This window comes from Jatrophihabitans sp. YIM 134969 (assembly GCF_054456675.1).
In genome coordinates this window covers 47092-73650 of sequence record NZ_JBTJEQ010000005.1, presented here as the reverse complement: position 1 = coordinate 73650, position 26559 = coordinate 47092, and the positions used below count along the sequence as shown (strand labels likewise).

Genomic DNA, 26559 nt, shown 5'->3' with positions numbered 1-26559 from the left:
GCCGTGCGCGTGACGATGCCGTCGTGGGAGTTCCCACCCCTGGTGGTGGGCGGGCTCGGCCGGCACGTCGACGGCTTGTCCCGTGCGCTCGCGGCCGGCGGGACCTCGGTCGAGGTGGTCACCCGCGGGGCACCCGAGGTGCCCGCGCAGGAGACCCGCGACAAGGTCGAGGTGCTCCGCGCCCGGGCCGACGAGATCGAGGTCGGCTTCGCGGTGGAGTCGCTGCTGGCGTGGGCGTCCTCGGCCGACCACGCGTTGCTGCGCGCGGCCCTGCCGCGGGTGCTCGCGAACCCGCCCGACGTCGTGCACGCCCACGACTGGCTGGTGGCGCAGAGCGCGGTGACCCTCGCGCAGGCCGCGGGCGTGCCGCTCGTGACGACCATCCACGCCACCGAGTGGGGACGGCACCGCGGCCACCTCACGACGCCACTGCGCCGGGCCGTCGACTCGGTGGAACGGTGGCTGGTGCACCAGTCCGAACGGGTCGTCGTCTGTTCGCAGGCGATGCGGTCGGAGGTCGTCGACCGGCTCGGTGCCGACCCCGCACGGGTGGACGTCGTGACGGGCGGGGTCGATGCCGACGCGTGGGGCGGACGCCGACCCGCGCGGGCGCCCGGCCGGCCGCCCGTGCTGCTGTTCGCCGGCCGGGTCGAGTGGGAGAAGGGGCTGCAGACGGTCGTCGAGGCCCTCCCGGCGCTGCGGCGCGCGGTCCCCGGCGTGACGCTGCGGGTGGCGGGCGACGGCGCGTACCTCGACGAGGTCCGGGCGCTCGCCCGGCGCCGCCGGGTCGCGTCGGCGGTCACCTGGCTCGGTCGACGTTCCGACACCGACCTCGCGGCCGAGTACCGCGCGGCCGACGTCGTGGTCGTGCCGTCGCTCTACGAGCCCTACGGGTTGGTGGCGCTCGAGGCGGCCGCCGCCGGCACACCCCGCGTGGTCGCGGCGACCGGCGGCCTGGCCGAGCAGGTCCGCGACGGAGTCTCCGGCGTCGTCGTCGAACCCGGGGACGTCGCAGCGTGGGTCGCGGCGTTGCGCTCGGTCCTGGCCGACCCCGACCGGGCCCGTCGACTGGCCGCGGCCGCCCGTCGCGACGCGCGGCGTCGGCACGGGTGGGACGTCGTGGCCGCGGCGACGAGCGAGGTGTACGCCCGCGCGCTGGGCTGAACGGTCGGGGTCGATCAGCCGCGGTAGCCCGGGTGCACGCCGGCGGTCAGCTCGTGGTGGTCGGCCAGACGCCGCAGCAGGTCGGTGAGCGTGGCGCGTTCCGCGGCGTCCAAGGGGGCGGTGACGGCCTTCTCGTGGGCCCGGGCCACCGTCGCCACCTCGGCCAGCGCCGCCCGACCCGCCGCGGTCAGGTCGAGGACGTTCACCCGGCGGTCGTCGGGGTCGCGCACCCGGGAGATCCACCCGCGGCCCTCGAGGTCGTCGACCCACGCGACGACCCGACTCGGCGCCGCTCCCAGCACCCCGGCGAGCGCCTGTTGGCTCAGGCCCGGACGGACGGCGAGCAGGCGCAGGACACCGGTCAGCGGCGGGGTGAGCTCGAGACGGGCGACGGCCTCGGCGTACCGGCCGGCGGCGAAGGTGCCCAGCTGGGTCAGCAGGAACGCGACGCCGTCGGACGGGGTGGGCACGGGTCAACCGTAGTGGGGGTGAACCGTTCGCGCGCTGAACGGATCAGCGGCGGTCGCCGCGTTTGCGCACGACCCGCGCCGGCGCGCCGACCGCGACCGAGTACGGCGGGACGTCGCGGGTGACGACCGCGTTCGCACCGACCACCGTGCCGCGTCCGACGACCACCCCGCGGCCGACGGTCGACTTGACGCCGAGCCACACGTCGTCCTCGATGCGGACGCGGGCCTTGACGATCCCCTGGTCCTTGATCGGGCGGTCGCGGTCGTCGGTGCGGTGGTCGAAGTCGGAGATGTAGACGTCGTCGGCCATGATCACCGCCTCACCTATCTCGACGTCGAGATAGGTGTTGATGGTGCTGCGCTGCCCGACGACGCACTTGGCGCCGATCCGCAACGTCCCCTCGTGGCACCGGATCGAACTGCCCCGGCCGAGGTGGGTCCAGGGCCCGAGGACGAGTCGGCCGCGGCCGCGCTCGAGCTTGACGTCGACGTCCCGGTCGAGGAACACGAGTCCCTGCAGGTGGATCTGTGGATGACGCAGCTTGAGGCGGGCGAGCCGGAGGTATCGGATCAGGTACCAGGGGGTCCAGGCGCGGTGACGGACGGCCCACCGCACCCACGCCCAGCGGTTCACGAGCCGACGGGGTCGACGAACGCGGGCAGGGTCGCCAGGGCGTCCGCGGCGTCGGGCCACACCCAGACCGCCCCGGCCTCCTCGAGCTCACCCGGCGGCGCGTAGCCCCAGGCCACCCCGATGCAGTCGATGCCGTGGGCGAGAGCGCCCTCGACGTCGTGCTTGCGGTCACCGACCATCAGGACCCGGTCGGTCGGCGGGTTCCCCAGCCGCTGCAGGGCTTCGGCGATGACGAGGGCCTTGGTGTCGCGTTCGTAGTGCAGGCCGTCGCCGCACACGGTGGCGAAGTAGGGCGCGAGGCCGAGCCGTTCGACGATCGGCACGGCGTAGGCCTCGGGCTTGCTCGTGGCGACGGCCAGCGTGCACCCGAGGTCGCGCGCGAGGTCGAGGATGTCCGTGACCCCCGGGTAGAGGTTGGTCTCGTACATCATCCCGCCGTCGACGTAGTGGCGTCGGTACGCGGCGATGACGTCGGAGACGTCGTGTCCGCCGATCAACGGCGGCAGGGTGTAGGTCCACGGCGGGCCGATGAGCGACTGCTCCGTGGCGGCGTCCAGCTGCGGGATGCCGAGGTCGGCGAAGGCCTTGCGCATCGCGCCGATGATGCTGGGGGCGGATTCCGACAGCGTGCCGTCGAGGTCGAACAGGACGGTCGAGATCCTCTCGACCGGTCCCTCCGCCGCGGTGCGCGGACCCCTCACGCCTTCACGCCGGTGATCTCGACGTTGTAGAACAGCCCGTCCGGGACGACCTTCTCGAGCACGGCGTCGACCTTCGACAGGTTCTGCCAGGACTTCATGGCGAACGTCGCCCAGCGCATCCCGAGCTTGCCCGGCGGCACCGCGCACTCGAACGTGCGGACCGGCCAGCCCAGCCACGCCGCGGTGAGTTCCACCGTGCGGGTCTCGACGTCCGCCGCACCCGCGTCACGCGCGATGCGGGCGAGCTCGGCCGGCGGGAAGACGTGCAGGTCGACGACGGCTTCGAGCGCCGCGGCCCGGCTGGACTCGTCGAGTTCCGCCTCGGGCCGTCGCCAGCTCTCGAGGCCGGGCAGCCGGGTGGCGTGGGTGGCGGCCCACCAGGTCGCGCGCGAGAGCCGACGGGCGACGTAGTCCCCGTACTTCGTGGGTTCGCCGGCGAACACGAACCGGCCGCCGGGTCGCAGGACCCGCAGGATCTCCCGGAAGCTCGTGTCGAGGTCGGGGATGTGGTGCAGGACGGCGTGGCCGACCACGAGGTCCATCGACTCGTCCTCGTACGGCAACCGTTCGGCGTCGGCGACCCGGCCGTCGACGTCGAGCCCGAGCTTCGTTGCATTCTGCAACGCAACCTCGACCATGCCGGGGCTCAGGTCCGTGACGTGCCCACGCTCGGCCACGCCCGCCTGCATGAGGTTGAGCAGGAAGAACCCGGTGCCGCAGCCCAGCTCGAGGGCGTCGCCGTACGGCCACCCGTCCGTGCCCGCGACGTGCACGAACCGGTCGCGCGCGTAGTCGATGCAGCGGTCGTCGAAGCTGATCGACCACTTGTCGTCGTAGGTCTGGGATTCCCAGTCGTGGTAGAGGATGTTGGCGAGCTTGGGGTCCTGCCACGCCGCCTCGACCTGGTCGGCGGTGGCCACCCGGACCGGTGCGGGTTCGACCTCGGGAGAGTGCGTCACTTGCCCTCGAAGGTCGCCTTGCCGGGACCGTTCGTGACGAACGAGGCGATGCCCCCGGCACCGTCGGCCGTCCCGAAGGTCTGGGTGAACAACGCGGACTCCAGCCGCAGACCGCTCGACAGGTCGGACTCGAGCCCGGCGTCGATCGCGGTCTTGGCGGCGGCCAGGGCGATCGCCGGCCCGCCGACGAACTGGCGCGCGAGCTCCAGCGCGGTCTCGAGCACCTCGGCCTTGGGCACGACGACGTCGACCAGGCCGATCTCCTGCGCCTCGGCCGCGCCGATCATGCGGCCGGTGTAGATGAGGTTCTTCGCCTTGGCCGGCCCCACCAGCCGCGGCAGCCGCTGCGTGCCGCCCGCGCCGGGGATGATGCCGAGCAGGATCTCCGGCTGACCGAAGCGGGCGTCGTCGGCGGCGACCCGGAAGTCGGCCGTCAGCGCCAGCTCGCAGCCGCCGCCCAGCGCGAACCCGGTGATCGCCGCGACCACGGGCTTGGGCAGCCGGGCGAGCGCGTCGAGGCTGTTCTGCAGCGTGTCGGCGTAGGCCGCCATCTCGGCGATGCCCATGGTGTGGAACTGCTTGACGTCGGCGCCCGCCGCGAACACCTTCTCGCCGCCGTGCACCACGACCGCCCGGATCCGCGGGTCGACCGCGATGGCCTCGGCGTGCGCCCGCAGCGCCGCCACCATGGTCGAGTTGAGCGCGTTCATCGGCGGCCGGTCGAGCCGCAGCACCGCGACCGTCCCGCCCGGCGCGTCCGCGTCGCCGTCGAGTTCGAGGTGGACCAGGTCGTCGTCAGCCACGTCGTCACCCTAGAGGGCGCGGCGCTGGGCCGGCGGCGCGGCTGACCTCGGCCGCTCACGTCCCCGCGCCCCCCGCGCCGACCCTCACCGACCCTCGATGACGGGTCGAAGGTGCGGACGGGGGCCCGTGGTGTCGCCCGAGTCGGTACGAGTTTGCACCGCCGTGATGGTGCAAACTCGTAGTCGTCACGGTGGACCTTCGCGACCCTCCGTCGATGCCCGAGATGTCCGGTTCCGGGCGCGGGCGAAGTAACGGTCGCCGACCCGGTCGACCCGGAGCGACAGGCCGAAGGTCTCCGAGAGCGGGCCGGCGGTGAGGACGTCACGGGCGAGGCCGGAGGCGACCACCCGGCCGTCGCGCAGCAGCAGCGCGTGGGAGATGCCCGCGGGGATCTCCTCGACGTGGTGCGTGACCAGGACGGTCGCGGGCGCGTCGGGGTCCATGGCGAGGTCACCGAGTCGGCTCACCAGGTCCTCGCGGCCCCCCAGGTCCATGCCCGAGGCCGGCTCGTCGAGCAGCAGCAGCTCCGGGTCGGTCATGAGCGCCCGGGCCAGCTGCACCCGCTTGCGCTCGCCCTCGGACAACGTGCCGTAGGCGCGGTCGGCGAAGCGCTCGACGCCGAACTGGGCGAGCAGGGCCGTCGCCCGGCGGACGTCGGCGCGGCCGTACGCCTCACGCCAGCGCCCGACCACGGCGTAGCCCGCGGAGACCACGACGTCGACGACCTTCTCCCCCGGCGGCACCCGCAGGGCGAGCGCGGCGGACGTGAGCCCGATGCGCGGGCGCAGCTCGAACACGTCGACCCCGCCGAGCTTCTCCCCCAGCACCCACGCCGAACCCGACGTCGGGAACAGCGTGGTGGCGGCGATCTGCATGAGGGTGGTCTTGCCGGCGCCGTTGGGCCCGAGCACGACCCACCGTTCGTCCTCCTCGACCACCCAGTCGACGGAGTCCAGCAGGATCGACGAGCCGCGGCGCACCCCGACCCCGGACAGCGCGATGACGGCGTCGGACGGCGGTTCTGCGAGCACCACGCCGACACCCTATGGTCACGCCACGTGGCACCTCGCGGAACCGTCGACGCCGCCCCTCCGGTCTGGCCGGGTCGGCCCGTCCCGCTGGGCGCCACGTGGGACGGCGCGGGCACCAACTTCGCGGTCTGGTCCAGCACCGCCACGGCCGTCACGCTGTGCCTGTTCGACCGGCAGGGCCACGAGACCCGCGTGCCGCTGCGCACCGCGGGCCTGCACACCTGGCACGGCTACCTGCCCGACGTCGGCCCGGGTCAGCGGTACGGCCTGCGGGTGGACGGCCCGTACGAACCGTCCCGCGGGACCGTGCACGACGTCAGCAAGCTGCTCGTCGACCCCTACAGCCGCGCGATCGACGGCACGTTCCGCGACGACCCGTCGGTGTACTTCGACTCCCCCGCGGACTCCGCCCCGCACGTCCCGCGCAGCATCGTGGTCCGCGACGACTTCCCCTGGAGCGGCGACCGGCCGCCGGAGGTGCCGGCCGACCAGCTGGTCATCTACGAGATGCACGTCAAGGGCTTCAGCGCCGCCAACCCGGCCATCCCCGAGCACCTGCGCGGCACCTACGCGGGCATTGCCCACCCCTCGAGCATCGAGTACCTGCGCGACCTCGGGGTGACGGCCGTCGAGCTCCTGCCGATCCACGCCTACGTCACCGAGCCCGCGATCCAGCACCGCGGCCTGGTCAACTACTGGGGCTACAACAGCCTCGGCTTCTTCGCGCCCGACGCGGCGTACTCGACCCGCGGGCCGTCGCACCCGGCCGACGCCGTGCGCGAGTTCAAGGTGATGGTCCGGGCGCTGCACGCCGCGGGCATCGAGGTCATCCTCGACGTCGTCTACAACCACACCGCCGAGGGCCCGCCCGACGGCCCGGTGCTGAGCTTCCGCGGCATCGACAACCGCAACTACTACCGCACCGACCCCACCGACCGGTCGCGCTACGTCGACTACACCGGGTGCGGCAACACGTTCGACGCCCGGCCGCCGCACTCCCTGCAGTTGATCATGGACTCGCTGCGCTACTGGGTCACCGAGATGCACGTCGACGGCTTCCGGTTCGACCTCGCCTCGGCGCTCGCCCGCAGCCTGCACGACGTCGACCGGCTCTCGGCGTTCTTCGACACCATCCACCAGGACCCGGTCGTGAGCCGCGTCAAGCTCATCGCCGAACCGTGGGACGTCGGCGCGGGCGGCTACCAGGTGGGTGAGTTCCCCCCGCTGTGGGCGGAGTGGAACGGCAAGTACCGCGACACGGTGCGGGACTTCTGGCGCGGCCGGGCCGACGGTGTGCGCGACCTCGCCTTCCGGCTCGCCGGCTCCTCGGACCTCTACGCCGACGACGGCCGCACCCCGTTCGCCTCGATCAACTTCGTGACCGCCCACGACGGCTTCACCGTGCGCGACCTGGTCTCGTACGAGCGCAAGCACAACGAGGCGAACCTCGAGGACAACCGCGACGGCACCGACGACAACCGGTCGGAGAACCACGGGGTCGAGGGCGAGACCACCGACCCCGCGGTCAACGCGGTCCGCGAGCGGCAGATCCGCAACCTGCTCGCCACGCTGCTGCTCTCGACCGGCGCGCCGATGCTGCTCGCCGGTGACGAGCGCCGCAACACCCAGGGCGGCAACAACAACGCCTACTGCCAGGACAACGCGACCTCGTGGCTGGACTGGTCCCCCGACCCCGACGCCGACATCCTGCGCGGGTTCGTCACCCGCCTGATCGCCCTGCGTCACGCCCACCCGGCACTGCGGCAGCGCGCGTTCTTCGAGGGCCGCCCGGTCCGCGGCGGCGCGAAGACCAAGGACCTGGTCTGGTTCAACCCGGACGGCACCGAGATGACGGCCGACGACTGGTTCGACAGTGCACGACGCACGATCGGGATGTACCTCGACGGCCGCGGGCTGCGCGAACGTGGCCCCCGCGACGAGCCGATCGTCGACGACTCGTTCCTCCTGCTCCTGCACGCCGGGGACGACGACCGCGACGTGGTGCTGCCGGACGGCCCCTACGCCGACGCGTTCCGGGTGCTGGTCGACACCACCACCGCCGACGGCGTCCCGACCCCGGACCGCACCCTGCTCGCGGCGGGCACGACCCACACCGTCACCGGCCGCAGCTTCCTGCTGCTGCGGGCGGTCCGCGCCGACGCCCCCGACCACGAGGGCGACTGACACCCATCGCCCGGCGGGGTAATTCTGCCGACGGCGCACCGGCGCTTTGCCCGATGCGCGGTGACCCGGGCGTCGCGACGATCTGACCCATGACGGCGACGACGAGCGCTCCGGCCACCACGACCAGCGGCACCTCGAGCGGCGGCAGTGGCGACCAGTTCGGCATCACCCTCTCCGGCGTCGCGAACGCCGTGAAGAGCATCGAGGGTCTGGTGGGCAGCAGCACCGGGACCGCGGGCCAGGTCGCGAGCGCCGTCCTCGACGTCCTGTCCTTCGCGGGCATCGGTTCGACGGTCGGCGCGCAGAACACCGCGCTCAACGCCAAGCACGTCGAGTCACTGCAGAAGGTCCTCGAGCTCATCACCAAGATCAAGGGTCTGGTCGAGCAGGCCGCCCAGGGTTACGCCGACGCCGACCAGGCGACCGCGAAGGGCTTCGGCGGCGACCAGAGCGGGCCGGGGACCACCCCCGGCACCACGACGCCCGCCGCTGCTGCCGCCCCCGGCGACGGGTCAGCGGACACCGCTGCCCAGACCGGCGGAGCGGAGGACACGGGAGGCCCGAATCACAACGGCCTCCCCGACTACGTGTCGCCGAACGCCCACCCGGCCGTCGTCGGGCACGACCGCCAGGGGCACAGCCTCTACGACATGACCGGTCACGAGGCGCCGAGCACGCGCCCGGCGGGCGACCTCGACTCCTGGATCACCGACGCGAAGTCCGCTCTGAGCGCGCACGGTGTGGACACGTCGTCGATGAGCGACTCCGACCTGCGCACGCTGATCCAGCACGAGAGCTCCGGCAACCCGCACGCGCTCAACAACTGGGACTCCAACGCGCGCAGGGGGATTCCGAGCAAGGGCCTCATGCAGACCATCGACCCGACGTTCAACGACTACGCGTTGCCGGGCCACACCGACATCTGGAACCCGACCGACAACATCATCGCGGGTGTTCGTTACGGCATCGAGCGTTACGGCAGCTTCGACCGGATCCCCGGCGTCCGTGCCCTGCACCGCGGGGGCGGATACGTCGGCTACTGAGGGCACAGCGAACCTCGTCTGTCACACCGGCCTCAGGGTTCCCTGACCGGGGACCAGTTGTGGTGCGGAACGTTGCAAGGGGGAACAATGGAGTTCGCGTGGAGGTCCTGCGGGCCGGGTTCCGGAGTCCCGGACCCGCAGGGCCGACACGTGACAGCGGCGAGGATCTCCCTCAGGCGCTGACGACCACGCCGAGTTCGGCCGGGTTGGTCAGCAGCTCGTGGCGCGGCAGCACGCGCACCGTGTAACCGAACGAACCGGTCTTGGCCAACGGCAGGTCGCCCTCGTACCGGACCGTGTCGTCGTCGGTCTCGGTCAACGACAGCGACACCGCCTGGGTGTCGCGCAACGACTCGTCACCGTCGACCGTGCCGTAGACCGCTTGGACGTCGACGTCGGACGGCTGCAGGCCACCCAGGTGCACCTCGGCGCGCAGGTGCAACGCGCCACCGAGCTGGGCCGAGACCTGGTCGCCGTCCAGCGAGCTGTCGACGTAGCCCACCGACACGTTCGGCCACTTCGCCAACACCCCACTGCGCCACGTGGTGAACTCACGCGCCTTCGCGTACCCGGCGGCGTCGACGACCCGGCCCGAACGGGCGGCGGGCGCGTAGAGCTTCTCGACGTAGTCGCGCACCATCCGGGTGGCCAGCACCTTGGGTCCGAGGGTCGACAGCGTGTGTCGCACCATCTCCAGCCAGCGGGCCGGGGTGCCCGAACGGTCGGTGTCGTAGAAGCGTGGCGCGACGTGGTGCTCGACCAGGTTGTAGAGCGCGGCGGCCTCGAGGTCGTCGCGTCGGTCGGGGTCGATGCCGTCGTCGGCCGACGGGATGGCCCAGCCGTTCTGACCGTCGAACCACTCGTCCCACCAGCCGTCGAGGATCGAGAGGTTGAGGCCGCCGTTGAGCGCGGCCTTCATGCCCGACGTGCCGCTCGCCTCGAGCGGGCGCAGCGGGTTGTTGAGCCAGACGTCGACACCCCAGTAGAGGTATCGCGCCATGCCGATGTCGTAGTCGGGCAGGAAGGCGATCCGGTGGCGCACCGCCGGGTCGTCGGTGAAGTTCACCAACTGCTGGATGAGCTGCTTGCCGCCGTCGTCGGCGGGGTGGCTCTTGCCGGCGACGACGATCTGGACCGGACGTTCCGGGTGCAGCAGCAGCGAGGTGAGCCGCTCCGGGTCACGGACCATGAGCGTGAGCCGCTTGTAGCTCGGCACCCGGCGGGCGAAGCCGATGGTGAGCACGTTGGGGTCGAAGACCGAGTCGACCCAACCGAGCTCGGAGTCGAGGAACCCGCGCTGCTTGGACGACGCCAGCAGCCGGCGGCGGGTCTCGCCCACCAGGCGCTCCCGCAGTTCGCGGCGCACCGACCACACGTCCTTGTCCGACGCGCGGGCGAAGCTGTCCCAGCCGCGGCCGAGGTCGAGGTCGTCGCCGGTGACGTCGCGGGAGGTCAGGTCGAAGATCTCGCGCGCCTGCCAGGTCGGGCGGTGGACCCCGTTGGTGATCGAGGTGATCGGCACCTCGGCCGGGTCGAAGCCCGGCCAGAGCGCGTTGAACATGTCCCGGCTGACGTGCCCGTGCAGCTGGGAGACACCGTTGGCCCGTGCACCGATCCGCAGGCCCATGAAGGCCATGTTGAAGATCGCCGGGTCCTCCTCGGCACCGAGGCCGAGGATGGGTTCGACCGGCACACCCGGCATGACCGACAGGTAGCGGGCGACCAGGTCGCGGGGGAAGCGGTCGATGCCCGCGGGCACCGGCGTGTGGGTGGTGAACACCGTGCGCGGCCGGACGGCCTGGAGCGCCTCGTCGACCGTGAGGCCCGGGTCGATCAACAGTTCGCGGATGCGCTCCACGCCGAGGAAGCCCGCGTGGCCCTCGTTGGTGTGGAAGACCTCGGGCGCGGCGATCCCGCGAGCCGCGCAGAACGCGCGGACCGCGCGGACCCCGCCGACGCCGAGCAGCAGCTCCTGCTCGAGACGGTGCTCGTGGCCGCCGCCGTAGAGCCGGTCGGTGACCTGGCGGGTCGCGGCGTCGTTGTCCTCGACGTCGGAGTCGAGCAGCAACAGCGGCACGCGGCCGACCTGGGCGATCCAGATCTGGGCGTGCAGGGTGCGGGAGTCGGGCAGGTCCAGGCTGATGCGCAGCGGGGTGCCGTCGGTGCCGGTGAGCTGCTTGATCGGCAGGCCCTGGGGGTCGAGGCTCGGGTACCGCTCCTCCTGCCAGCCGTCACGCGAGAGCGACTGGCTGAAGTAGCCCGCGCCGTAGAGCAGCCCGACGCCGATGATCGGCACGCCGAGGTCGCTCGCGGCCTTGAGGTGGTCGCCCGCGAGGATGCCGAGACCGCCGGAGTACTGCGGGAGCACCTCGGTGATGCCGAACTCCGGGCTGAAGTACGCGATGGAGGCGGGGAGATCGGCGCCCGCCTCCTGCTCGCCCTGGTACCAGCGCGGCTGCTCGAGGTAGTCGGTGAGTTCCTCGTGGACGTCGGACAGCCGCCGCAGGAACCGGCGGTCCTTCGCGAGCGCGGCCAACCGGTCGGCGCTGACCTCCCCCAGCATGCGGGTCGGGTCGCCCGCGCACTTGCGCCAGAGCTCGGGGTCGACCGACTCCAGCAGGTCGAGGGACTCGGTGTGCCAGGTCCAGCGCAGGTTGCTCACGATGTCGCTGAGCGCCTCGAGTTCGGGCGGGAACGCGGCGCGGACGGTGAGTCGTCGGAGAGCCTTCACGGCGCGCCACCCTAGCGGCTCCACGTGACGGTTCCGTACCGCCGACGCGTACCGGCCGGTAACGCTTTCCGTCCCGCTCGCGGACCACCCCGAGGGCCCGGTCCCCGTGACGGGGGCCACGGCGGCTTCGCTAGGGTCGGACGGGTGGTAGGACGCCTCGGCCTCACCCAAGTCAGCCCCACCGTCGAAGGCGGCTACTCCGCCCGCGCGGTCGTCGGGGAACAGGTACCGCTGCAGGCCACGGCCTTCCGCGAGGGCCACGACGCCATCGGGGCGTCGGTCGCACTCCGGGCTCCGGACGGCCGTCGGATCCCGTTCCTGCGGATGACCTCCACCAACCCCGGGCTGGACCGGTTCGGCACGGTGTTCGTGCCCGACGCCCCCGGGATGTGGACGTTCACCGTCGAGGCCTGGGCCGACCCGTTCTCCACGTGGGAGCACGCCGTCGCGGTCAAGATCGAGGCGGGACAGGGCGCCGAGGACCTCGCCAACGACCTCGAGGAGGGCGCCCGCCTGTTCGAGCGCCTCGGCAAGCAGGTCGCCAAGGGTGAGCGCCCGACGGTGCTGGCGGTCGCGGCCACCCTGCGGGACACCTCGCTCGACCTCGCTCACCGGGTCGCCCCCGCGCTCGAGGACCCGGCGACCCTCGCCCTCATCCGCGACTTCCCGGTGCGCGAACACGTCACCCGCTCGGCCGCCCACAAGCTGTGGGTCGACCGGCCCCGCGCCCTCTACGGCTCCTGGTACGAGCTGTTCCCGCGGTCGGTCGGCGCCGAGTTGGCGGGCGATCCCCTCGCGCCGGCGAAACCCGCCCGGCACGGCACCTTCCGCGACGTCCTCGGTCACCTCGACTACGTCGCGGACCTCGGTTTCGACGTCGTGTACTTCCCGCCCATCCACCCGATCGGCGAGGTCAACCGCAAGGGCCCGAACAACACCCTGGTCGCGCAGTCGTGGGACGTCGGCTCCCCGTGGGCGATCGGCAGCCGGCACGGCGGCCACGAGGCCGTGCACCCCGAGCTCGGCACCATCGAGGACTTCAAGGCGGTCGTCGACCGCGCCCACGAGCTGGGCATGGAGGTCGCGCTCGACTGGGCGCTGTCCGCCGCGCCCGACCACCCGTGGGTCACCGAGCACCCGGACTGGTTCACCACCAAGCCCGACGGCACGATCGCCTACGCCGAGAACCCGCCGAAGAAGTACCAGGACATCTACAACTTCAACTTCGACAACGACCCCAAGGGCATCGACGAGGCGTTCCGGGCGGCGATCCAGGTCTGGATCGACTGCGGCGTCAAGATCTTCCGGGTCGACAACCCGCACACCAAGCCGCTGAACTTCTGGCAGCGCCACATCGAGTCGGTGAAGAAGGACCACCCGGACGTCCTCTTCCTGGCCGAGGCGTTCACGCGGCCGCCGATGATGCACGAGCTCGCCAAGCTCGGGTACACGCAGAGCTACACCTACTTCACCTGGCGCAACACCGTGCCCGAGCTGCGGGAGTACCTCGAGGAGCTGGTCGCCGCCTCGCACTACATGCGGCCGAACTTCTTCCCCGTCACGCCGGACATCCTGCCGTTCTACCTGCAGACCTCGGGGCCGGCGGGTTTCGCGATCCGGGCGATCCTCGCCGCCACGCTCGCGCCGACCTACGGCATCTACTCCGGCTACGAGGTGTACGAGCACCTGCCGCTCGCCCCGGGCCGCGAGGAGTACCTCGACAGCGAGAAGTTCCAGCTCCGGCCGCGCGACCTGGTCGGCGCCATGGCCGACGGCCGTTCGCTCGCACCGCTGCTGCGTGATCTCAACCGGATCCGCCGTGAGCACCCGGCCTTGCAGTACCTGGCCAACCTGCGCTTCCACGAGTCCGACAACGACGCCGTGCTGGTGTACAGCAAGCGACTCGTGCAGGACGACGGCCGTGTCGACACCGTCATCGTCGTGGTCAACACCGACCCGTCGAACGTGCGCGAGGCGACGATCACGCTCGACATGGCCGAACTCGGGTACGACTGGAACGACCGCTTCGAGGTGGTGGACGCCCTGAACGGTGACCGCTTCAGCTGGGGTCAGTACGACTACGTCCGGCTCGACCCGTACTGGCACCCCGCGCACGTCCTCGTGGTGACGAACCCGCGTTGAACGCGGGCACGTCGGCAGTGCAGTCGATCCACCGGGGCTCCTCCGACGGGTGAGCGCCACACGATCCGCGTGACAGGAAAGGACCTCCGTGACCCAGACCGTCCCGACCGGTACCACCGACCCCGCCGGGGACTCGGGCGCCGCTCCGGCCCCGCGCGACCCCGAGTGGTTCAAGCGGGCGGTCTTCTACGAGGTCCTGGTGCGCGGGTTCCAGGACTCCAACGGCGACGGCACCGGTGACCTGCGCGGCCTCACCGAGCGGCTGGACTACCTGAGCTGGCTCGGGGTCGACTGCGTGTGGCTGCCGCCGTTCTACACCTCGCCGCTGCGCGACGGCGGCTACGACATCTCCGACTACACCGGGGTGCTGCCGGAGTTCGGCAGCATCGAGGACTTCCAACGCTTCCTCGACGCCGCCCACGCCCGCGGCATCCGGGTCATCGTCGACTTCGTCATGAACCACACCTCGGACCAGCACCCGTGGTTCCAGGCCTCACGCAACGATCCCGACGGCCCCTACGGCGACTACTACGTCTGGTCCGACACCGACGACCGCTACCCCGACGCCCGTGTCATCTTCGTCGACACCGAACCGTCGAACTGGACCTTCGACCCGGTGCGCAAGCAGTACTTCTGGCACCGGTTCTTCAGCCACCAGCCCGACCTCAACTTCGACAACCCGAACCTGCAGGACGACATCCTCGAGGCGCTGCGGTTCTGGCTCGACATGGGCATCGACGGCTTCCGCCTCGACGCCGTGCCGTACCTCTACGTCCGTGACGGCACCAACGGCGAGAACCTCCCGGAGACCCACGACTTCCTGAAGCGGGTGCGCAAGGAGGTCGACGCCGCCTACCCCGACCGCATCCTGCTGTGCGAGGCCAACCAGTGGCCGGCCGATGTCGTCGACTACTTCGGCGACCCCTCGGTGGGCGGCGACGAGTGCCACATGGCGTTCCACTTCCCGGTGATGCCGCGCATCTTCATGGCCGTCCGGCGGGAGTCGCGGTACCCGATCTCGGAGATCCTGGCCCAGACCCCGGCGATCCCGGCGAACTGCCAGTGGGGCATCTTCCTGCGCAACCACGACGAGCTCACGCTCGAGATGGTCAGCGACGAGGAACGCGACTACATGTGGGGCGAGTACGCCAAGGACCCCCGCATGAAGGCCAACATCGGCATCCGCCGGCGCCTCGCGCCGCTGCTGGACAACAACCTCGACCAGATCGAGCTGTTCAACGCGCTGCTGTTCTCGCTGCCCGGCTCGCCGGTGCTCTACTACGGCGACGAGATCGGGATGGGCGACAACATCTGGCTGGGCGACCGCGACGGTGTCCGCACGCCGATGCAGTGGACCCCTGACCGCAACGCGGGTTTCTCGACCACCGACCCGCAGCGGCTGTACCTGCCGGTCAACATGGACTCGGTCTACGGCCACCAGGTCACGAACGTCGAGAGCCAGACCCGCAACACGTCCTCGCTGCTGCACTGGACCCGCCGCATGCTGCAGGTCCGCAAGGCCAATCCCGCGTTCGGGATGGGCACGTTCACCGACATCGGGGGGTCCAACCCGTCGGTGCTGTCGTTCGTGCGCGAGTTCGGTGACGACATCGTGCTGTGCGTCAACAACCTGTCCCGCTTCGCCCAGCCGGTCGAACTCGACCTGCGGCCGTGGCGGGGTGCGGAACCGATCGAGCTCATCGGTGGCAGCCGTTTCCCGGCGATCGGTGAGCTGCCGTACCTGCTCACGCTCGCGGGGTACGGCTTCTACTGGCTGCGCATCCCGAAGGTGGCCCCGCCCGACGACATGATGCCGACGGTGTCCAGTTCGCTCGCGGGCTACCCGGGTACCGAGGACCTGGCCCAGGTCGAAGCCGCGATGACGAGGGAGGCTGCGGCCGAGACCGACGCCGACGGCTCGCCCCACGGGCAGGAGGAGTCACAGTGACCGAAGGCCACACCGCACGCCATTCCGTTCCGTCCGGCGACCAGGGCTGGGACCCCGCACCGCAACTCGCCGACCGCTTCGCCGAGTGGATCCCGCGGCAGCGGTGGTTCGGCGGCAAGGGTCGGCCCGTCACCATCGGCGCCCGCCGTGTCGGGGGGCTGGTCAAGGGCGATCTCGCCGACGAACGCGACAGCGGGGCACCACTGGGCATCTGGGTCGCCGAGATCCTCTACGGCGACGACGGTTCGACCGACCTGTACCAGGTCCCGGTCTCGGCGTACGGCGAACGCATCGAACCCCTCGACCACGCGCTCATCGGCGTGATCGACCGCGAGGGTTCGCCGGTGTTCGTCTACGACGGCCTGCACGACAAGTACGTGACCGGCCGCTGGCTCGCCGGGATCCGGCTCGCCGGGACCGACGGCGCGAGCTCCGGACCGTTGCACTTCGACCGCATCGTCGAGCCCGACGCCGTCCCCGTCGACTCCACGTCGCTCGTGCTGGGCGGCGAGCAGTCGAACACCTCGCTGGTCTACGGCGACACCGCGATCATGAAGGTGTTCCGCCGGCTGCAGCCGGGGATCAACCCCGACATCGAGGTCCACGCGGCGCTCTCGAAGCTCGGCGGGTCGAACATCGCCACCCTGCTGGGATCGGTGGCGGCCGACGGCGTGTTCCTGACGGAGGCCGACGGTGGGCAGGGGCCGGACGCGGAGCCGACGTCGCTCGCGATGGTCCAGGAGTTCATGACCACCGCGACCGACGGCTGGGAGCTCGCCAAGATCAGCGTCCGCGACCTGTTGGCCGAGGCCGACCTGCACGCCGACGAGGCGGGCGGCGACTTCGCCGGCGAGGCCGAACGGCTCGGGGCCGCCACGGCCGCGGTGCACGCCGAACTGGCCCAGGCGTTCGGCACCGCCGAGCTGACCTCCGAGGACCTCGCGGCGCGGGGCCGGGACATGGCGGCGCGTCTCGATGTCGCCGTCACCGTGGTCCCGCAGCTCGCGCAGCTCGAGGCCGGCCTGCGGGAGGCGTTCGCGGCCCTCGGGTCCCTGCCGGAACCGGTGCTCGGGCAACGGGTGCACGGCGACCTGCACCTGGGGCAGTGCCTGCGCACCGCGCGGCGGTGGGTGGTGCTCGACTTCGAGGGCGAGCCCGCCAAGAACATCGCCAGCCGCCGTGCGTACGACTCCGCGCTGCGCGACGTCGCGGGCATGCTGCGCTCGTTCGACTACGTGGCACGCCACATGATCGTCGACGTCGGCAGCACGCCCCAGACCGAGTACCGCTCGACCGAGTGGGCCGTGCGCAACCGTGATGCCTTCTGCAACGGTTACTCCGAGGTCGCCGGGTTCGACCCCCGCGACCAGGCGGTGCTGCTGCGCGCCCTCGAGGCCGACAAGGCCGTGTACGAAGCGGTCTACGAGGCCCGCAACCGGCCCAGCTGGCTGGGTATCCCGCTCGCGTCGCTCGGGCGCATCGCCGACGCCGCGACCACCGACACCCCGGAGGGGTAGGAACCACCATGAGCGACAAGGACGGCAAGTCCTCGAAGAAGAAGGCCGACAAGTCCGAGAAGGGCGGCGGCAAGGCGGCGGCGAAGGCCGCGTCGCCGGAACCGACCGCGACGCCCGCGGCCGTCGTGCCCGCGACGCCCGGCGCCGACCCCCACTCGCTCGACCTGCTCGTGGGCGGCGCCCACCACAACCCGCACGCGCTGCTCGGGCCGCACGCCACCGGCGACGGCCACACGGTGATCCGCGCGTTGCGTCCGAACGCCACCGCGGTGTCGGTGGTCCTCGACGGTGAGCCCGTCGCCATGGAGCAGGTGCACCCGTCCGGCGTCTGGGGTGTCGTCGTCCCCGGCGACCCACGCGACTACCGGTTGTCGGTCAGCTACGAGAACGGCGACACGTTCACGGTCGACGACCCCTACCGGTGGCTGCCCTCGCTCGGCGAGATGGACACCTACCTCATCGGCGAGGGCCGGCACGAGAACCTCTGGGAGGTCCTGGGCGCGCACGTGCGCACCTACGAGACCCCCGGCGGCGTCGAGGCGTCGGTCACCGGCGTGACCTTCGCGGTGTGGGCGCCCAGCGCCCGCGGCGTCCGGGTCGCGGGCGACTTCAACTGGTGGAACGGCGCCGCGCTCCCGATGCGGTCGCTGGGCTCGACGGGCGTCTGGGAGTTGTTCGTCCCCGGCATCGGCGAGGGGGCCCACTACAAGTACGAGATCCTCGGTGCCGACAGCGTGTGGCGCGAGAAGGCCGACCCGATGGCGTTCGCCACCGAGGTCCCGCCCGCCACCGCCTCGGTCGTCGCCACCGACCACCACCGGTGGGGCGACTCGGAGTGGATGACCACCCGGGTCGACAAGCCGTGGCACGCCTCGCCGATGAGCGTCTACGAGGTGCACCTCGGGTCGTGGCGCCAGGGGCTCTCGTACCGCGAACTGGCCGACGAGCTGGTCGCCTACCTGGACGAGACCGGCTTCACGCACGTCGAGTTCCTGCCGGTGTCGGAGCACCCGTTCGGCGGGTCGTGGGGCTACCAGGTGTCGTCGTACTACGCGCCGAGCTCGCGCTTCGGCTCCCCCGACGACTTCCGGTACCTCGTCGACACCCTGCACCAGAACGGGTACGGCGTCATCGTCGACTGGGTGCCGGCGCACTTCCCGAAGGACGAGTTCGCCCTCGCCCGCTTCGACGGCACGCCCCTCTACGAGCACGCGGACCCGCGCCGCGGCGAGCAGCCGGACTGGGGCACGTACGTCTTCGACTTCGGCCGCACCGAGGTGCGCAACTTCCTCGTCGCCAACGCCCTGTACTGGTGCGAGAAGTTCCACATCGACGGGCTGCGGGTCGACGCCGTCGCCTCGATGCTCTACCTCGACTACTCCCGCAAGGAGGGCGAGTGGCTGCCGAACATCTACGGCGGCCGCGAGAACCTCGACGCCGTCGCGTTCCTGCAGGAGATGAACGCGACCGTCTACAAGCGGGTGCCCGGCGTGGTCACCATCGCGGAGGAATCCACGTCGTGGCCGGGGGTTTCGCGTCCCACCCACCTCGGCGGCCTCGGGTTCGGTTTCAAGTGGAACATGGGCTGGATGCACGACACGCTGGACTACATCTCCAAGGAGCCGGTCTACCGGCAGTACCACCACGGCGAGATGACCTTCTCGATGGTCTACGCCTACTCGGAGAACTTCGTCCTGCCGATCAGCCACGACGAGGTCGTGCACGGCAAGGGTTCGCTGCTCAACAAGATCCCGGGCGACCGCTGGCAGCAGATGGCGACACTGCGCGCGCTGTACGCCTACATGTGGGCGTTCCCCGGCAAGCAGCTGCTGTTCATGGGTCAGGAGTTCGGGCAGGGCGCGGAGTGGAGCGAGTCCCGCTCGCTGGACTGGTGGCTGCTCGACGCCCCCGACCACCGCGGCGTGCAACGGTTGATCAGCGACCTCAACCGGGTCTACAAGGACACCAACGCGTTCTGGAGTCAGGACATCGACCCGGCGGGCTTCGCGTGGATCGACGCCAACGACGCCTCGGGCAACACGTTCTCGTTCCTCCGGTACGGCACCGACGGCTCGGTCGTGGCGTGCGTGGCGAACTTCTCGCCCGTGCCGCACGAGGCGTACCGGCTCGGGCTGCCGAAGGCGGGTGCGTGGGACGAGGTCATCAACACCGACGCCGAGGCCTACTTCGGCTCCGGGGTGGGCAACTTCGGCCGCGTGCAGGCGTCCGACGAGTCGTGGCACGGCCAGCCCGCGTCGGCGCTCGTCCGGGTGCCCCCGCTGGGTGCGGTCATCCTGCGTCACGCGGGCTGAGGCACGTCGCACAGCACGCGGGAACATCGGACCGGTAACCTGGGTTCAGAGCGATAGTTGAACGCTTGACCATCTTGCGTTCGCCGATCCGAGGAGCCGCGTCATGCCTGCCGTCACCGCCGACACCGTCACCCTGCCCCGCGTGCCCGGCGCGTCGCTCGGCGACACCGACCGACCGGTCCGCTCGATCACGTCCGGTCCGCGTGGCTACGAGGGCGAGGGTTTCCCGGTCGTCCGGACCATGGCGGGCGTGCCCGCCGGCGCCCTCGACCCGTTCATCATGATGGACGAGATGGGCGAGGTGGACTACGCGCCGGGCGAGCCCAAGGGGACGTCGTGGCACCCGCACCGCGGTTTCGAGACCGTCACCTACATCATGGAGGGGACGTTCCTGCACCAGGACTCCCACGGTGGTGGCGGGGTCATCTCGAACGGCGCCACCCAGTGGATGACGGCCGGCGGCGGCATCCTGCACATCGAGACGCCCCCCGAGGACCTCGTGATGTCCGGCGGGTTGTTCCACGGCGTGCAGTTGTGGGTGAACCTCCCGGCCGCCCGCAAGTTCATCGAGCCCGCCTACCAGAACCTCGAGCCGGGTCAGGTCGCGTTGGCCGCGAGCGCTGACGGCGGCGCGTTGCTGCGCGTCATCGCCGGTGAACTCCCGACGGCCGACGGCACCCCGGTGCGCGGTCCGGGCTCGACCCAGACGCCGATCACCATGGTGCACGCGTCGATCTCCCCCGGCGCCTCGCTCTCACTGCCGTGGCCCGCGGAGTTCAACGGTCTCGCCTACGTGCTGTCCGGCTCCGGCACCGTCGGTCCGCAGGCGTCGGCCATCCGCGGTCAGCAGTTGGCGGTGTTCGGCGCGGGCGACCGCATCACGCTCACCGCGGACAGCAGCCAGGAGTCGCGTCACCACGCGCTCGAGGTCCTGCTGCTCGGCGGGGAGCCGATCCGCGAGCCGGTCGTGCAGTACGGCCCGTTCGTCATGAACACGCGGCAGCAGCTCATCGAGGCCGTCGAGGACTACCAGGCCGGGCGCCTCGGGGTCATCCCCGAGGGCGCCCTCATGCCCCACACCGGGCGCTGAACCCCCGAATCCTGTGTGGTCCTGCGGCCTGAGGCCGCAGGACCACACAGAATTCGCGCCTTCCCGGCGTGTCGGCACCGGATCGCGGGCGGGGTGCGTGATGCTGAAGGGTCCGCTGGTGCGGTTGTGACTCGTGGGACCAGCCCGTACGGTGACCCCGTGACCGATCCGCGCCCCCACGCGTCCCCCGGCTTCTTCGCCTCCGACTTCGACGCCTGGGCGGCCACGCCCGAGGCCCCGGCCGACGACGCCCCCCGTCGTCGTCGTCGCGGGCCGATGGTCGTCCTCGCGCTGGCAGCAACCCTCCTCGGCGCCACCCTGCTGGGTCCGGCGGCGGCCAACGCCGACCCGTCGGCCGATTCCTGGTACCGGCTGCGGATGTGCGAGTCGAGCAACAACTACCGGATCAACACCGGCAACGGCTACTACGGCGCCTACCAGTTCGACCTCGCCACCTGGCGCAGTGTCGGCGGCTCCGGGTACCCGAACCAGGCCTCGGCCGCCGAGCAGGACGCCCGCGCGTTGCAGCTCTACCGCAACCGGGGCTGGCAGCCGTGGACGTGCGCCCGCATCCTCGGCCTGCGTGAGGACGGCGACGCCCGCTCCGGCCGCCCGGTGACGATCCCCGGCACGCCGGGCACGCCGACGACCCCGCCCCGCCCGCCGGCGAGCTCCACCGCACCGGCCTGGCCCGGCGTGTACTACTCCTACGGCGACCGCACGGCCGGCATCGCCACGTTCCAGCGGCAGATGGCCACACGCGGCGCGCCGCTCACCGGGACCGGCCAGTTCGGCCCGAACACCCTGGCCGTCGTCAAGCGGTTGCAGGCGGCCAACGGCATCGCCCAGACCGGCCTGCTCGGCCCGGTCACCTGGAAGCTCGCCTGGAACGGCCGGTACTGACCGCGCCGCTCAGCCCTGGACCGGCGGCGCGACGAGGAAACTCCACGCGTTGACCACCCCGCCGACCAGCGCGGCGAGGACGGCCGGGACCAACCACGCGAGCCCACCGCCCGCTCCCGCGATGACGGTGACGCCCGCGACCGCCGTCAGCGCGGTGGTGGTGACGTTGGGGGTCCGACGGTCGACCAGCCGCCAGGCCACCGAGTCGGCGTGCCGGTCCGCTACCGGCCGGTGGTGCCGGTGCGCGACCTCGCGCTGCTTGCGGCGGTCGTTGACGAGCAGGACCACCCCGGTGAGCACGGCCGCCCCGAGCAGTTCGGTGCCGAGCGCCCACGACGGTTGACCCGGGACCAGCACCAGCACGCAGAGGACCAGCGGCAGCGTGAACAGCGTGAGCGTCTGGGCCGCCGCGGCGAGCAGGGACGGGTGACGCCCGATCACGTCACGGTTGAGCGAGACACCGACGAACAACAGCCCGGTCAGGGCTGCACTCGCGCCGCCGACCATGACCGCGAAGTCGTGCCAGCTCTCGGTCACCGGGTGCGGCGCTCAGGTCTGCGGCGGCGGGGACGGCGCAGCGGTCAGAACAGGGCGGCGGCGAGGCGACGGCGCGCCGGCCCCACGCGGGGGTCGTCGGGGCCGAGGATCTCGAAGTACTCGACCAGCCGCGCCCGGACGGCGTCGCGCTCGTCGCCGGACAACCGGGCGAAGGCGTCGAGCAGGGTGTTCAGGGCGTCGTCGACCTTGGCCGCGGCCAGGTGGGTGTCGGCGGCACCGAGGACGGCCTCGACGTCGGTGGGGTCGGCGGCGGCGCGGGCCACGGCGTCCGGCGGGAGCGTCGCCAGGCGGCTCATGACCCGGACCTGGGCGATGGCGTCCTTGGCCTCGGCGTTCGCGGGTTCGGCGTCGAGGATCGCCTGGTAGCGGCTGATCGCGAGGTCGTAGTCGCCGTCCTGCAGCGCCTGCTCGGCCGCGTCGAAGCGGGGATCGGCGGGCGGGCCGGCAGGTACCTCGGGCTGCTCACCCTCGGGCGCAGCGCCCGGACCGGTCAGCCCCTGCTGCTCCCCCGCCTGCAGCACCGCGGCCACGAACTCGCGCAGCTGCGCCTCGGGCAGCGCGCCCTGGAAGCCGGGGACGAGCTGGCCGCCGATGACGGCGAACACGGTCGGGATCGACTGCACCTGCAGCGACTGGGCGATCCGCGGGTTCGCGTCGACGTCGATCTTGGCCAACACCCACGAGCCGTTGCCCTCGTGCGCGAGCTTCTCCAGCGCGGGCGAGAGCTGCTTGCACGGCTCGCACCAGTCGGCCCAGAGGTCGAGCAGCACCGGCACCTGGAAGGAACGGTCGAGCACCTCGGCCTGGAAGGTCGCCTCGCTGACGTCGATGACGCTCGCCGCCGCGGTGGGTGGCGGTGCCGAGGCCGCACGGGCCTGGGCCTCGGACCGGGCCTTGACGGCGGCGAGGTCGACGGCGCCGGACATCGCGGCGGTCATGGCCGAACTGGGGGCCGCGCCGCGGCCGGACGGGGACGGAGCTCCGGGACGCATGTCGTCCATTGTTCCAGCCCGGGGCCCCGCCACCGCGTCGCGTTCGCCGTCAGCAGGCCTTGCGGGTCAGGTCGCAGGTGATCGCTGCGATCCTCGGAGTGCCGAAGCCGGTCACGTAGTCCCAGCCCGGCTGGGTGACGTACGCGCCGTTCGAGGCCGGCAGCCCGGTGGTGGGGTCGGTCGAGCTGACGTCGAAGAAGTCCCGGGCGTACGTCGTCGGGTTCTTGCCCAGGCGGTACAGCGCATAGTTGGCGAAACCGTTGCCCGCTGCACCCTTCGCGCCCTGGACCCGGGCCCACATGCCCTGCCAGAGCGGCGCTGACAGCGACGTCCCGCCACCGGCGCTCGGACCCGACGCCGTCTGGATGGCGTAGCCGTTGCCCACGACGTCCCCGGACTGGGCGGCGACGTCGGCGATCCCGCGGCACACCTGGGTCGGGTCGGTGAGGCAGGAGACGTAGAGGCCCTGGGTCCCGCGCTGGTAGTCCGGAGCCGGGGTGAACAGGGTCGAACCGCCGCCGGAGAACGCCCAGCCGTACTCCCGGCTCCGCGCTCCGGCACCGTCGGTGTACAGCACGGTGCCACCGACCGCGGTCACGTACGGCAACGACGCCGGCGAGTTGGTGATCGGCACGCCCTGGTTGAGGACGCCGTTGCCGGCACCGATGACCGCGGCGAACGCGACCGGGCACGACGACCCGGTGTCGCCGGTCGAGACGAACACCGTCTTGCCCTCGAGGGCGGTCTGGCGGGTGATCTGGCCGAGGGTGTAATCGCTGTTGTTGCCCAGTCCCTGCCCGACCGGCAGCGACGGGTTGAGCAGGGGGATGCCCGCGATCGGACTCACGACCGGCACCGTCTCGCACTCGCCGTAGCTGGCCGACGCCTGCTTCGGGCCGTTGGCGTCGTCGGTGAACTGGCTGAACACCGCCTGGACGTCGGCGTCGGAGAGGTCGTGGCCGAAGTACAGCGTCAGCTTCGAGGCGTTCGGCGCCATGCCGCTGCTCGCCTGGGTGTCGATGTTCCACTCCTCGGCACCCGCGTCGTCGGTGAAGTCGGTGTCGCCCGCGGGGTGTTTGACCGCGACCGGGATCGTCGGCAGGCCGTGGGCCCGCTCGAAGGTGCGCAGCTCGGTGATGACGTGGTCGCTCTGCCCCTCGCCGAACACGGCGAGCTGCTGCCCCTTGCCGGCGTACCCCGCCGGCTGGTCGTAGACCGACCAGAGGTCCTGCGGGGTGGTGAGGCCCGTGCACGTCGTCGAGACGCAGGTGTCCTGCGCCGGCGTCGCCTTGGACGGGGTCGAGTAGTGCTGCAGCGTGTTCAGGCCGCTGATGTTCACGATGCCGAGCGATGCGGGTGAGATCGGCGCGGAGGTGTTGGCGACGAACGTGGTGCCATCGAGGGCGTAGGAATGGAACGTTGTCGCGAACAACGATCCGATCCGAGCCGTGGTGCCGTGGACGCGGACGATGTCCCCCGCCACCGAGGTGCTGTCGACGCTGAGCCCACCACCCGTGAGGTAGCTGCGCACCGCCTGCTGCCGACCGGCCGGGACCCCGAACCGCGCGGCGAACTGTGCCGGCGTCAGGTAGGTGCCGTACGCCGACGACCCCGGCGTGTGCTCGGCGGTGAGCAGCGCCTGCTCCCCGGCGGCGTCCGGCCGGGCCAGGGTGATCGTCAGGGTCAGCGGCGTCGAGGCGGCGACGGTGCCGAGGTCCGTGGCGTTGGCGAGACCCGGCAGCACGTTCTGGGTCACGGTGGACAGGACGGACGCCGAGGCCGGGGCCGCGACGACCGCCACTCCACCGACGGCGACTGCGGTGACCAGCAGGCCCGTCAGGGCGGGGCGAGGGATCGGCATGCCACCCCAACGGGCCGCCCGGCGCCCGGTGACGAGTCGACCAGAAGTTTCCGCAACCCTGACGGGAACCTGATCGCGGTGAGGTCCGGGTCAGGTCGCCGCGGTCCAGCCCTCCGGTCCCACCCCTCCGCCCGGTACCGGCGCGCTCGGGTCGTACGGCTCACGGGTGAAGACGAACGAGCCGAGGTCGAGGTGGGTCGGCACGCCGTCGGCGTCGCGGAGCACCTCGAGGGTCTCCCGGCGGTAGTAGCCCTCACGGCCGGTCCAGACGTCGTCGGTGCCGGTGGGGAGGAAGCGGGACTCGCGTCCGCCGCCGCGCAGCGCGACGATCTCCAGCTCGCGACCCGCGAGGATCCGGACGGCGAAGGGGGTCGGTCCCCAGTACCAGGGGCCCGCCACGGCGAGCAGCCGCGGGTCGGCGTCGGAACGCGGCGCCCACGTCTCGGGCAGCCGCGGTTCGGCCACGGCGACCAGGTCGATCAGGTCCGCGACCAGCCGGGAGATCTTCGGGCCCGAGGTCGCGTTGGCCATCGCCACCGCGGCCAGCCGGTCGTCGGGCGAGACCCAGAGTGTGGCGACGAACCCGGGCATGGAACCGGTGTGACCGGCGAGCCGCCTCGGGGACTTCCCGGCCCGGCTGCCGGCGGGGTCCATGAGCAGTTGCAGCCCGAGGCCGTGGCCGCCGTTCCAGCCGTGCGGGTCGTCGCCGACGGCCGCGAGCCCGCGCATCTCGGCGGCGGTGTCGGCGGCCAGGACGTCCGGCCGTTCCCCCGCGAGCACCCTCGCCCAGGTCGCGAGGTCGGTGAGGGTCGACCACAACTGCCCGGCCGGGGCGAGGACGCCCGCGTCGTGCTCGGGTTCGGGGAGCACGAGGTCCGCCCACGGGTGGACGGCGAGGCCGCGGGCGTGCGGCACCTCCGGGCGCAGGGTGGTGCGCCGCATCCCCAGCGGCTGCAACAGGTGCTCCTGCAGCGCGGCGCGCCACGACGTACCGGTGAGGGCCCCGACGATCTCGCCGAGCACGCCGAAGCCGGTGTTGGAGTAGTGGTACGCCTCGCCCTCGCGCGACACCGTCGCCCGCTCGCCCAGCACGTCCCCGAGCGAGCGGGGGGTGCCGTCGGTCCGTTCCCACCACGGCGGGGTGGTCTCGGCGGCGAGGCCCGCGGTGTGCGCGAGCAGGGCGGCGATCGTGCGGTCCCCGACCGCCGTGCCGGGCAGGTGCTGCTCGACGGTGTCGGTGAGAGCGAGCCGCCCCTCGTCGCGCAGTTGCATGATCAGCGCGGCGGTGAAGGTCTTGGTGATGGAGCCGATGCGGAAGCCGAGGTCGTCCGCCCGGCCGGAACCCTCGAGACCCGTGGTGCCGCGGCCGTCGGACCAGGTGAGGGTGCCGTCGCGCACGACACCCGCGACGATCGCGGGCGCGCGACCTTCGGCCTGCTCGCGGGCGAGGCGGTGCTGCAACGCAGCGATGGTCGGGGGCAACAGGGGCATGGTGACGATCCAACACGAACCCGG

Annotated in this window: 20 protein-coding genes; 9 read left to right on the top strand and 11 right to left on the bottom strand. The window is 71.8% G+C overall.

Translation table 11 applies throughout. The features are described 5' to 3' along the window. Positions 1-3: 3 nt before the first annotated feature. A complete protein-coding gene (locus ACXR2U_RS04530; protein WP_458823741.1) occupies positions 4-1164 on the top strand; it encodes a glycosyltransferase family 4 protein in 1161 nt (386 codons plus the stop codon). Between the two features lie 14 nt (positions 1165-1178). Here the strand turns inward: ACXR2U_RS04530 and ACXR2U_RS04525 are convergent, their stop codons facing one another. The 6 genes from ACXR2U_RS04525 to ACXR2U_RS04500 form a co-directional block, all read right to left on the bottom strand. Next, positions 1179-1634 carry a MarR family winged helix-turn-helix transcriptional regulator gene (locus ACXR2U_RS04525; RefSeq protein WP_458823740.1) on the bottom strand — a complete coding sequence of 152 codons (456 nt, stop codon included), beginning with the start codon at positions 1632-1634 and terminating at the stop codon, positions 1179-1181. A gap of 43 nt (positions 1635-1677) precedes the next feature. Further along, positions 1678-2268, bottom strand: a complete 591-nt coding sequence (locus ACXR2U_RS04520) for an acyltransferase (RefSeq protein WP_458823739.1) — start codon at positions 2266-2268, stop codon at positions 1678-1680. Next, positions 2265-2969 carry an HAD hydrolase-like protein gene (locus ACXR2U_RS04515; protein ID WP_458823738.1) on the bottom strand — a complete coding sequence of 235 codons (705 nt, stop codon included), beginning with the start codon at positions 2967-2969 and terminating at the stop codon, positions 2265-2267. The genes ACXR2U_RS04520 and ACXR2U_RS04515 overlap by 4 nt, the downstream gene beginning before the upstream one ends. Beyond that, positions 2966-3928 (bottom strand): class I SAM-dependent methyltransferase, encoded by a 963-nt coding sequence (locus ACXR2U_RS04510; RefSeq protein WP_458823737.1) that lies wholly within the window; start codon positions 3926-3928, stop codon positions 2966-2968. The genes ACXR2U_RS04515 and ACXR2U_RS04510 overlap by 4 nt, the downstream gene beginning before the upstream one ends. Further along, positions 3925-4731 carry an enoyl-CoA hydratase/isomerase family protein gene (locus tag ACXR2U_RS04505; RefSeq protein ID WP_458823736.1) on the bottom strand — a complete coding sequence of 269 codons (807 nt, stop codon included), beginning with the start codon at positions 4729-4731 and terminating at the stop codon, positions 3925-3927. The genes ACXR2U_RS04510 and ACXR2U_RS04505 overlap by 4 nt, the downstream gene beginning before the upstream one ends. A 186-nt stretch (positions 4732-4917) precedes the next feature. Next, positions 4918-5766: an ABC transporter ATP-binding protein gene (locus tag ACXR2U_RS04500; protein ID WP_458823735.1), complete on the bottom strand. Its 849-nt coding sequence runs from the start codon at positions 5764-5766 to the stop codon at positions 4918-4920. Positions 5767-5790: 24 nt separating this feature from the next. Here ACXR2U_RS04500 and glgX point away from each other — a divergent pair, with 24 nt between their 5' ends. Both glgX and ACXR2U_RS04490 read left to right on the top strand, forming a co-directional pair. Next, on the top strand, positions 5791-7947 hold the full coding sequence (gene glgX / locus ACXR2U_RS04495) for a glycogen debranching protein GlgX (protein ID WP_458823734.1): 2157 nt from the start codon (positions 5791-5793) through the stop codon (positions 7945-7947). Positions 7948-8036: 89 nt separating this feature from the next. Further along, entirely contained in the window at positions 8037-8990 is a 954-nt protein-coding gene (locus tag ACXR2U_RS04490; protein ID WP_458823733.1) for a transglycosylase SLT domain-containing protein, read from the top strand. Positions 8991-9162: 172 nt separating this feature from the next. On the opposite strand, the gene glgP is transcribed toward ACXR2U_RS04490, so the two are convergent. Further along, complete coding sequence (glgP, locus tag ACXR2U_RS04485; RefSeq protein WP_458823732.1) at positions 9163-11721, bottom strand: alpha-glucan family phosphorylase; 2559 nt, start codon at positions 11719-11721, stop codon at positions 9163-9165. Between the two features lie 144 nt (positions 11722-11865). Here glgP and ACXR2U_RS04480 point away from each other — a divergent pair, with 144 nt between their 5' ends. The 6 genes from ACXR2U_RS04480 (at position 11866) to ACXR2U_RS04455 (ending at position 21633) form a co-directional block, all read left to right on the top strand. Beyond that, positions 11866-13863 (top strand): alpha-1,4-glucan--maltose-1-phosphate maltosyltransferase, encoded by a 1998-nt coding sequence (locus ACXR2U_RS04480; protein ID WP_458823731.1) that lies wholly within the window; start codon positions 11866-11868, stop codon positions 13861-13863. 88 nt (positions 13864-13951) lie between these two features. Further along, positions 13952-15811 (top strand): maltose alpha-D-glucosyltransferase, encoded by a 1860-nt coding sequence (gene treS, locus ACXR2U_RS04475; RefSeq protein WP_458823730.1) that lies wholly within the window; start codon positions 13952-13954, stop codon positions 15809-15811. Continuing rightward, a complete protein-coding gene (locus ACXR2U_RS04470; RefSeq protein WP_458823729.1) occupies positions 15808-17328 on the top strand; it encodes a maltokinase N-terminal cap-like domain-containing protein in 1521 nt (506 codons plus the stop codon). Before treS ends, ACXR2U_RS04470 begins: the two co-directional genes overlap by 4 nt. 8 nt (positions 17329-17336) lie before the next feature. Then, the gene (glgB, locus tag ACXR2U_RS04465) at positions 17337-19640 is read left to right on the top strand and encodes a 1,4-alpha-glucan branching protein GlgB (RefSeq protein WP_458823728.1); all 2304 of its coding nucleotides are present in this window, start codon (positions 17337-17339) and stop codon (positions 19638-19640) included. 103 nt (positions 19641-19743) lie between these two features. Next, positions 19744-20730 carry a pirin family protein gene (locus tag ACXR2U_RS04460; protein WP_458823727.1) on the top strand — a complete coding sequence of 329 codons (987 nt, stop codon included), beginning with the start codon at positions 19744-19746 and terminating at the stop codon, positions 20728-20730. A 276-nt stretch (positions 20731-21006) separates the two neighbouring features. Then, a complete protein-coding gene (locus ACXR2U_RS04455) occupies positions 21007-21633 on the top strand; it encodes a transglycosylase family protein (protein ID WP_458823812.1) in 627 nt (208 codons plus the stop codon). Between the two features lie 9 nt (positions 21634-21642). On the opposite strand, the gene ACXR2U_RS04450 is transcribed toward ACXR2U_RS04455, so the two are convergent. The 4 genes from ACXR2U_RS04450 to ACXR2U_RS04435 form a co-directional block, all read right to left on the bottom strand. Then, complete coding sequence (locus ACXR2U_RS04450) at positions 21643-22170, bottom strand: hypothetical protein (protein WP_458823726.1); 528 nt, start codon at positions 22168-22170, stop codon at positions 21643-21645. Positions 22171-22214: 44 nt separating this feature from the next. Beyond that, on the bottom strand, positions 22215-23129 hold the full coding sequence (locus ACXR2U_RS04445) for a tetratricopeptide repeat protein (protein WP_458823725.1): 915 nt from the start codon (positions 23127-23129) through the stop codon (positions 22215-22217). A gap of 103 nt (positions 23130-23232) precedes the next feature. Continuing rightward, complete coding sequence (locus tag ACXR2U_RS04440; RefSeq protein WP_458823724.1) at positions 23233-25044, bottom strand: S53 family peptidase; 1812 nt, start codon at positions 25042-25044, stop codon at positions 23233-23235. A gap of 90 nt (positions 25045-25134) precedes the next feature. Next, on the bottom strand, positions 25135-26535 hold the full coding sequence (locus ACXR2U_RS04435) for a serine hydrolase domain-containing protein (protein WP_458823723.1): 1401 nt from the start codon (positions 26533-26535) through the stop codon (positions 25135-25137). Positions 26536-26559: the final 24 nt, after the last annotated feature.

Bases quoted from the DNA above. Each gene is read 5' to 3' on its own strand.
- ACXR2U_RS04445 (WP_458823725.1), bottom strand. From the start codon at position 23,129: ATGACCGCCGCGATGTCCGGCGCCGTCGACCTCGCCGCCGTCAAGGCC.
- ACXR2U_RS04455 (WP_458823812.1), top strand. From the start codon at position 21,007: ATGGTCGTCCTCGCGCTGGCAGCAACCCTCCTCGGCGCCACCCTGCTG.
- ACXR2U_RS04460 (WP_458823727.1), top strand. From the start codon at position 19,744: ATGCCTGCCGTCACCGCCGACACCGTCACCCTGCCCCGCGTGCCCGGC.
- ACXR2U_RS04440 (WP_458823724.1), bottom strand. From the start codon at position 25,044: ATGCCGATCCCTCGCCCCGCCCTGACGGGCCTGCTGGTCACCGCAGTC.
- glgB (WP_458823728.1), top strand. From the start codon at position 17,337: ATGAGCGACAAGGACGGCAAGTCCTCGAAGAAGAAGGCCGACAAGTCC.
- ACXR2U_RS04490 (WP_458823733.1), top strand. From the start codon at position 8,037: ATGACGGCGACGACGAGCGCTCCGGCCACCACGACCAGCGGCACCTCG.
- ACXR2U_RS04435 (WP_458823723.1), bottom strand. From the start codon at position 26,535: ATGCCCCTGTTGCCCCCGACCATCGCTGCGTTGCAGCACCGCCTCGCC.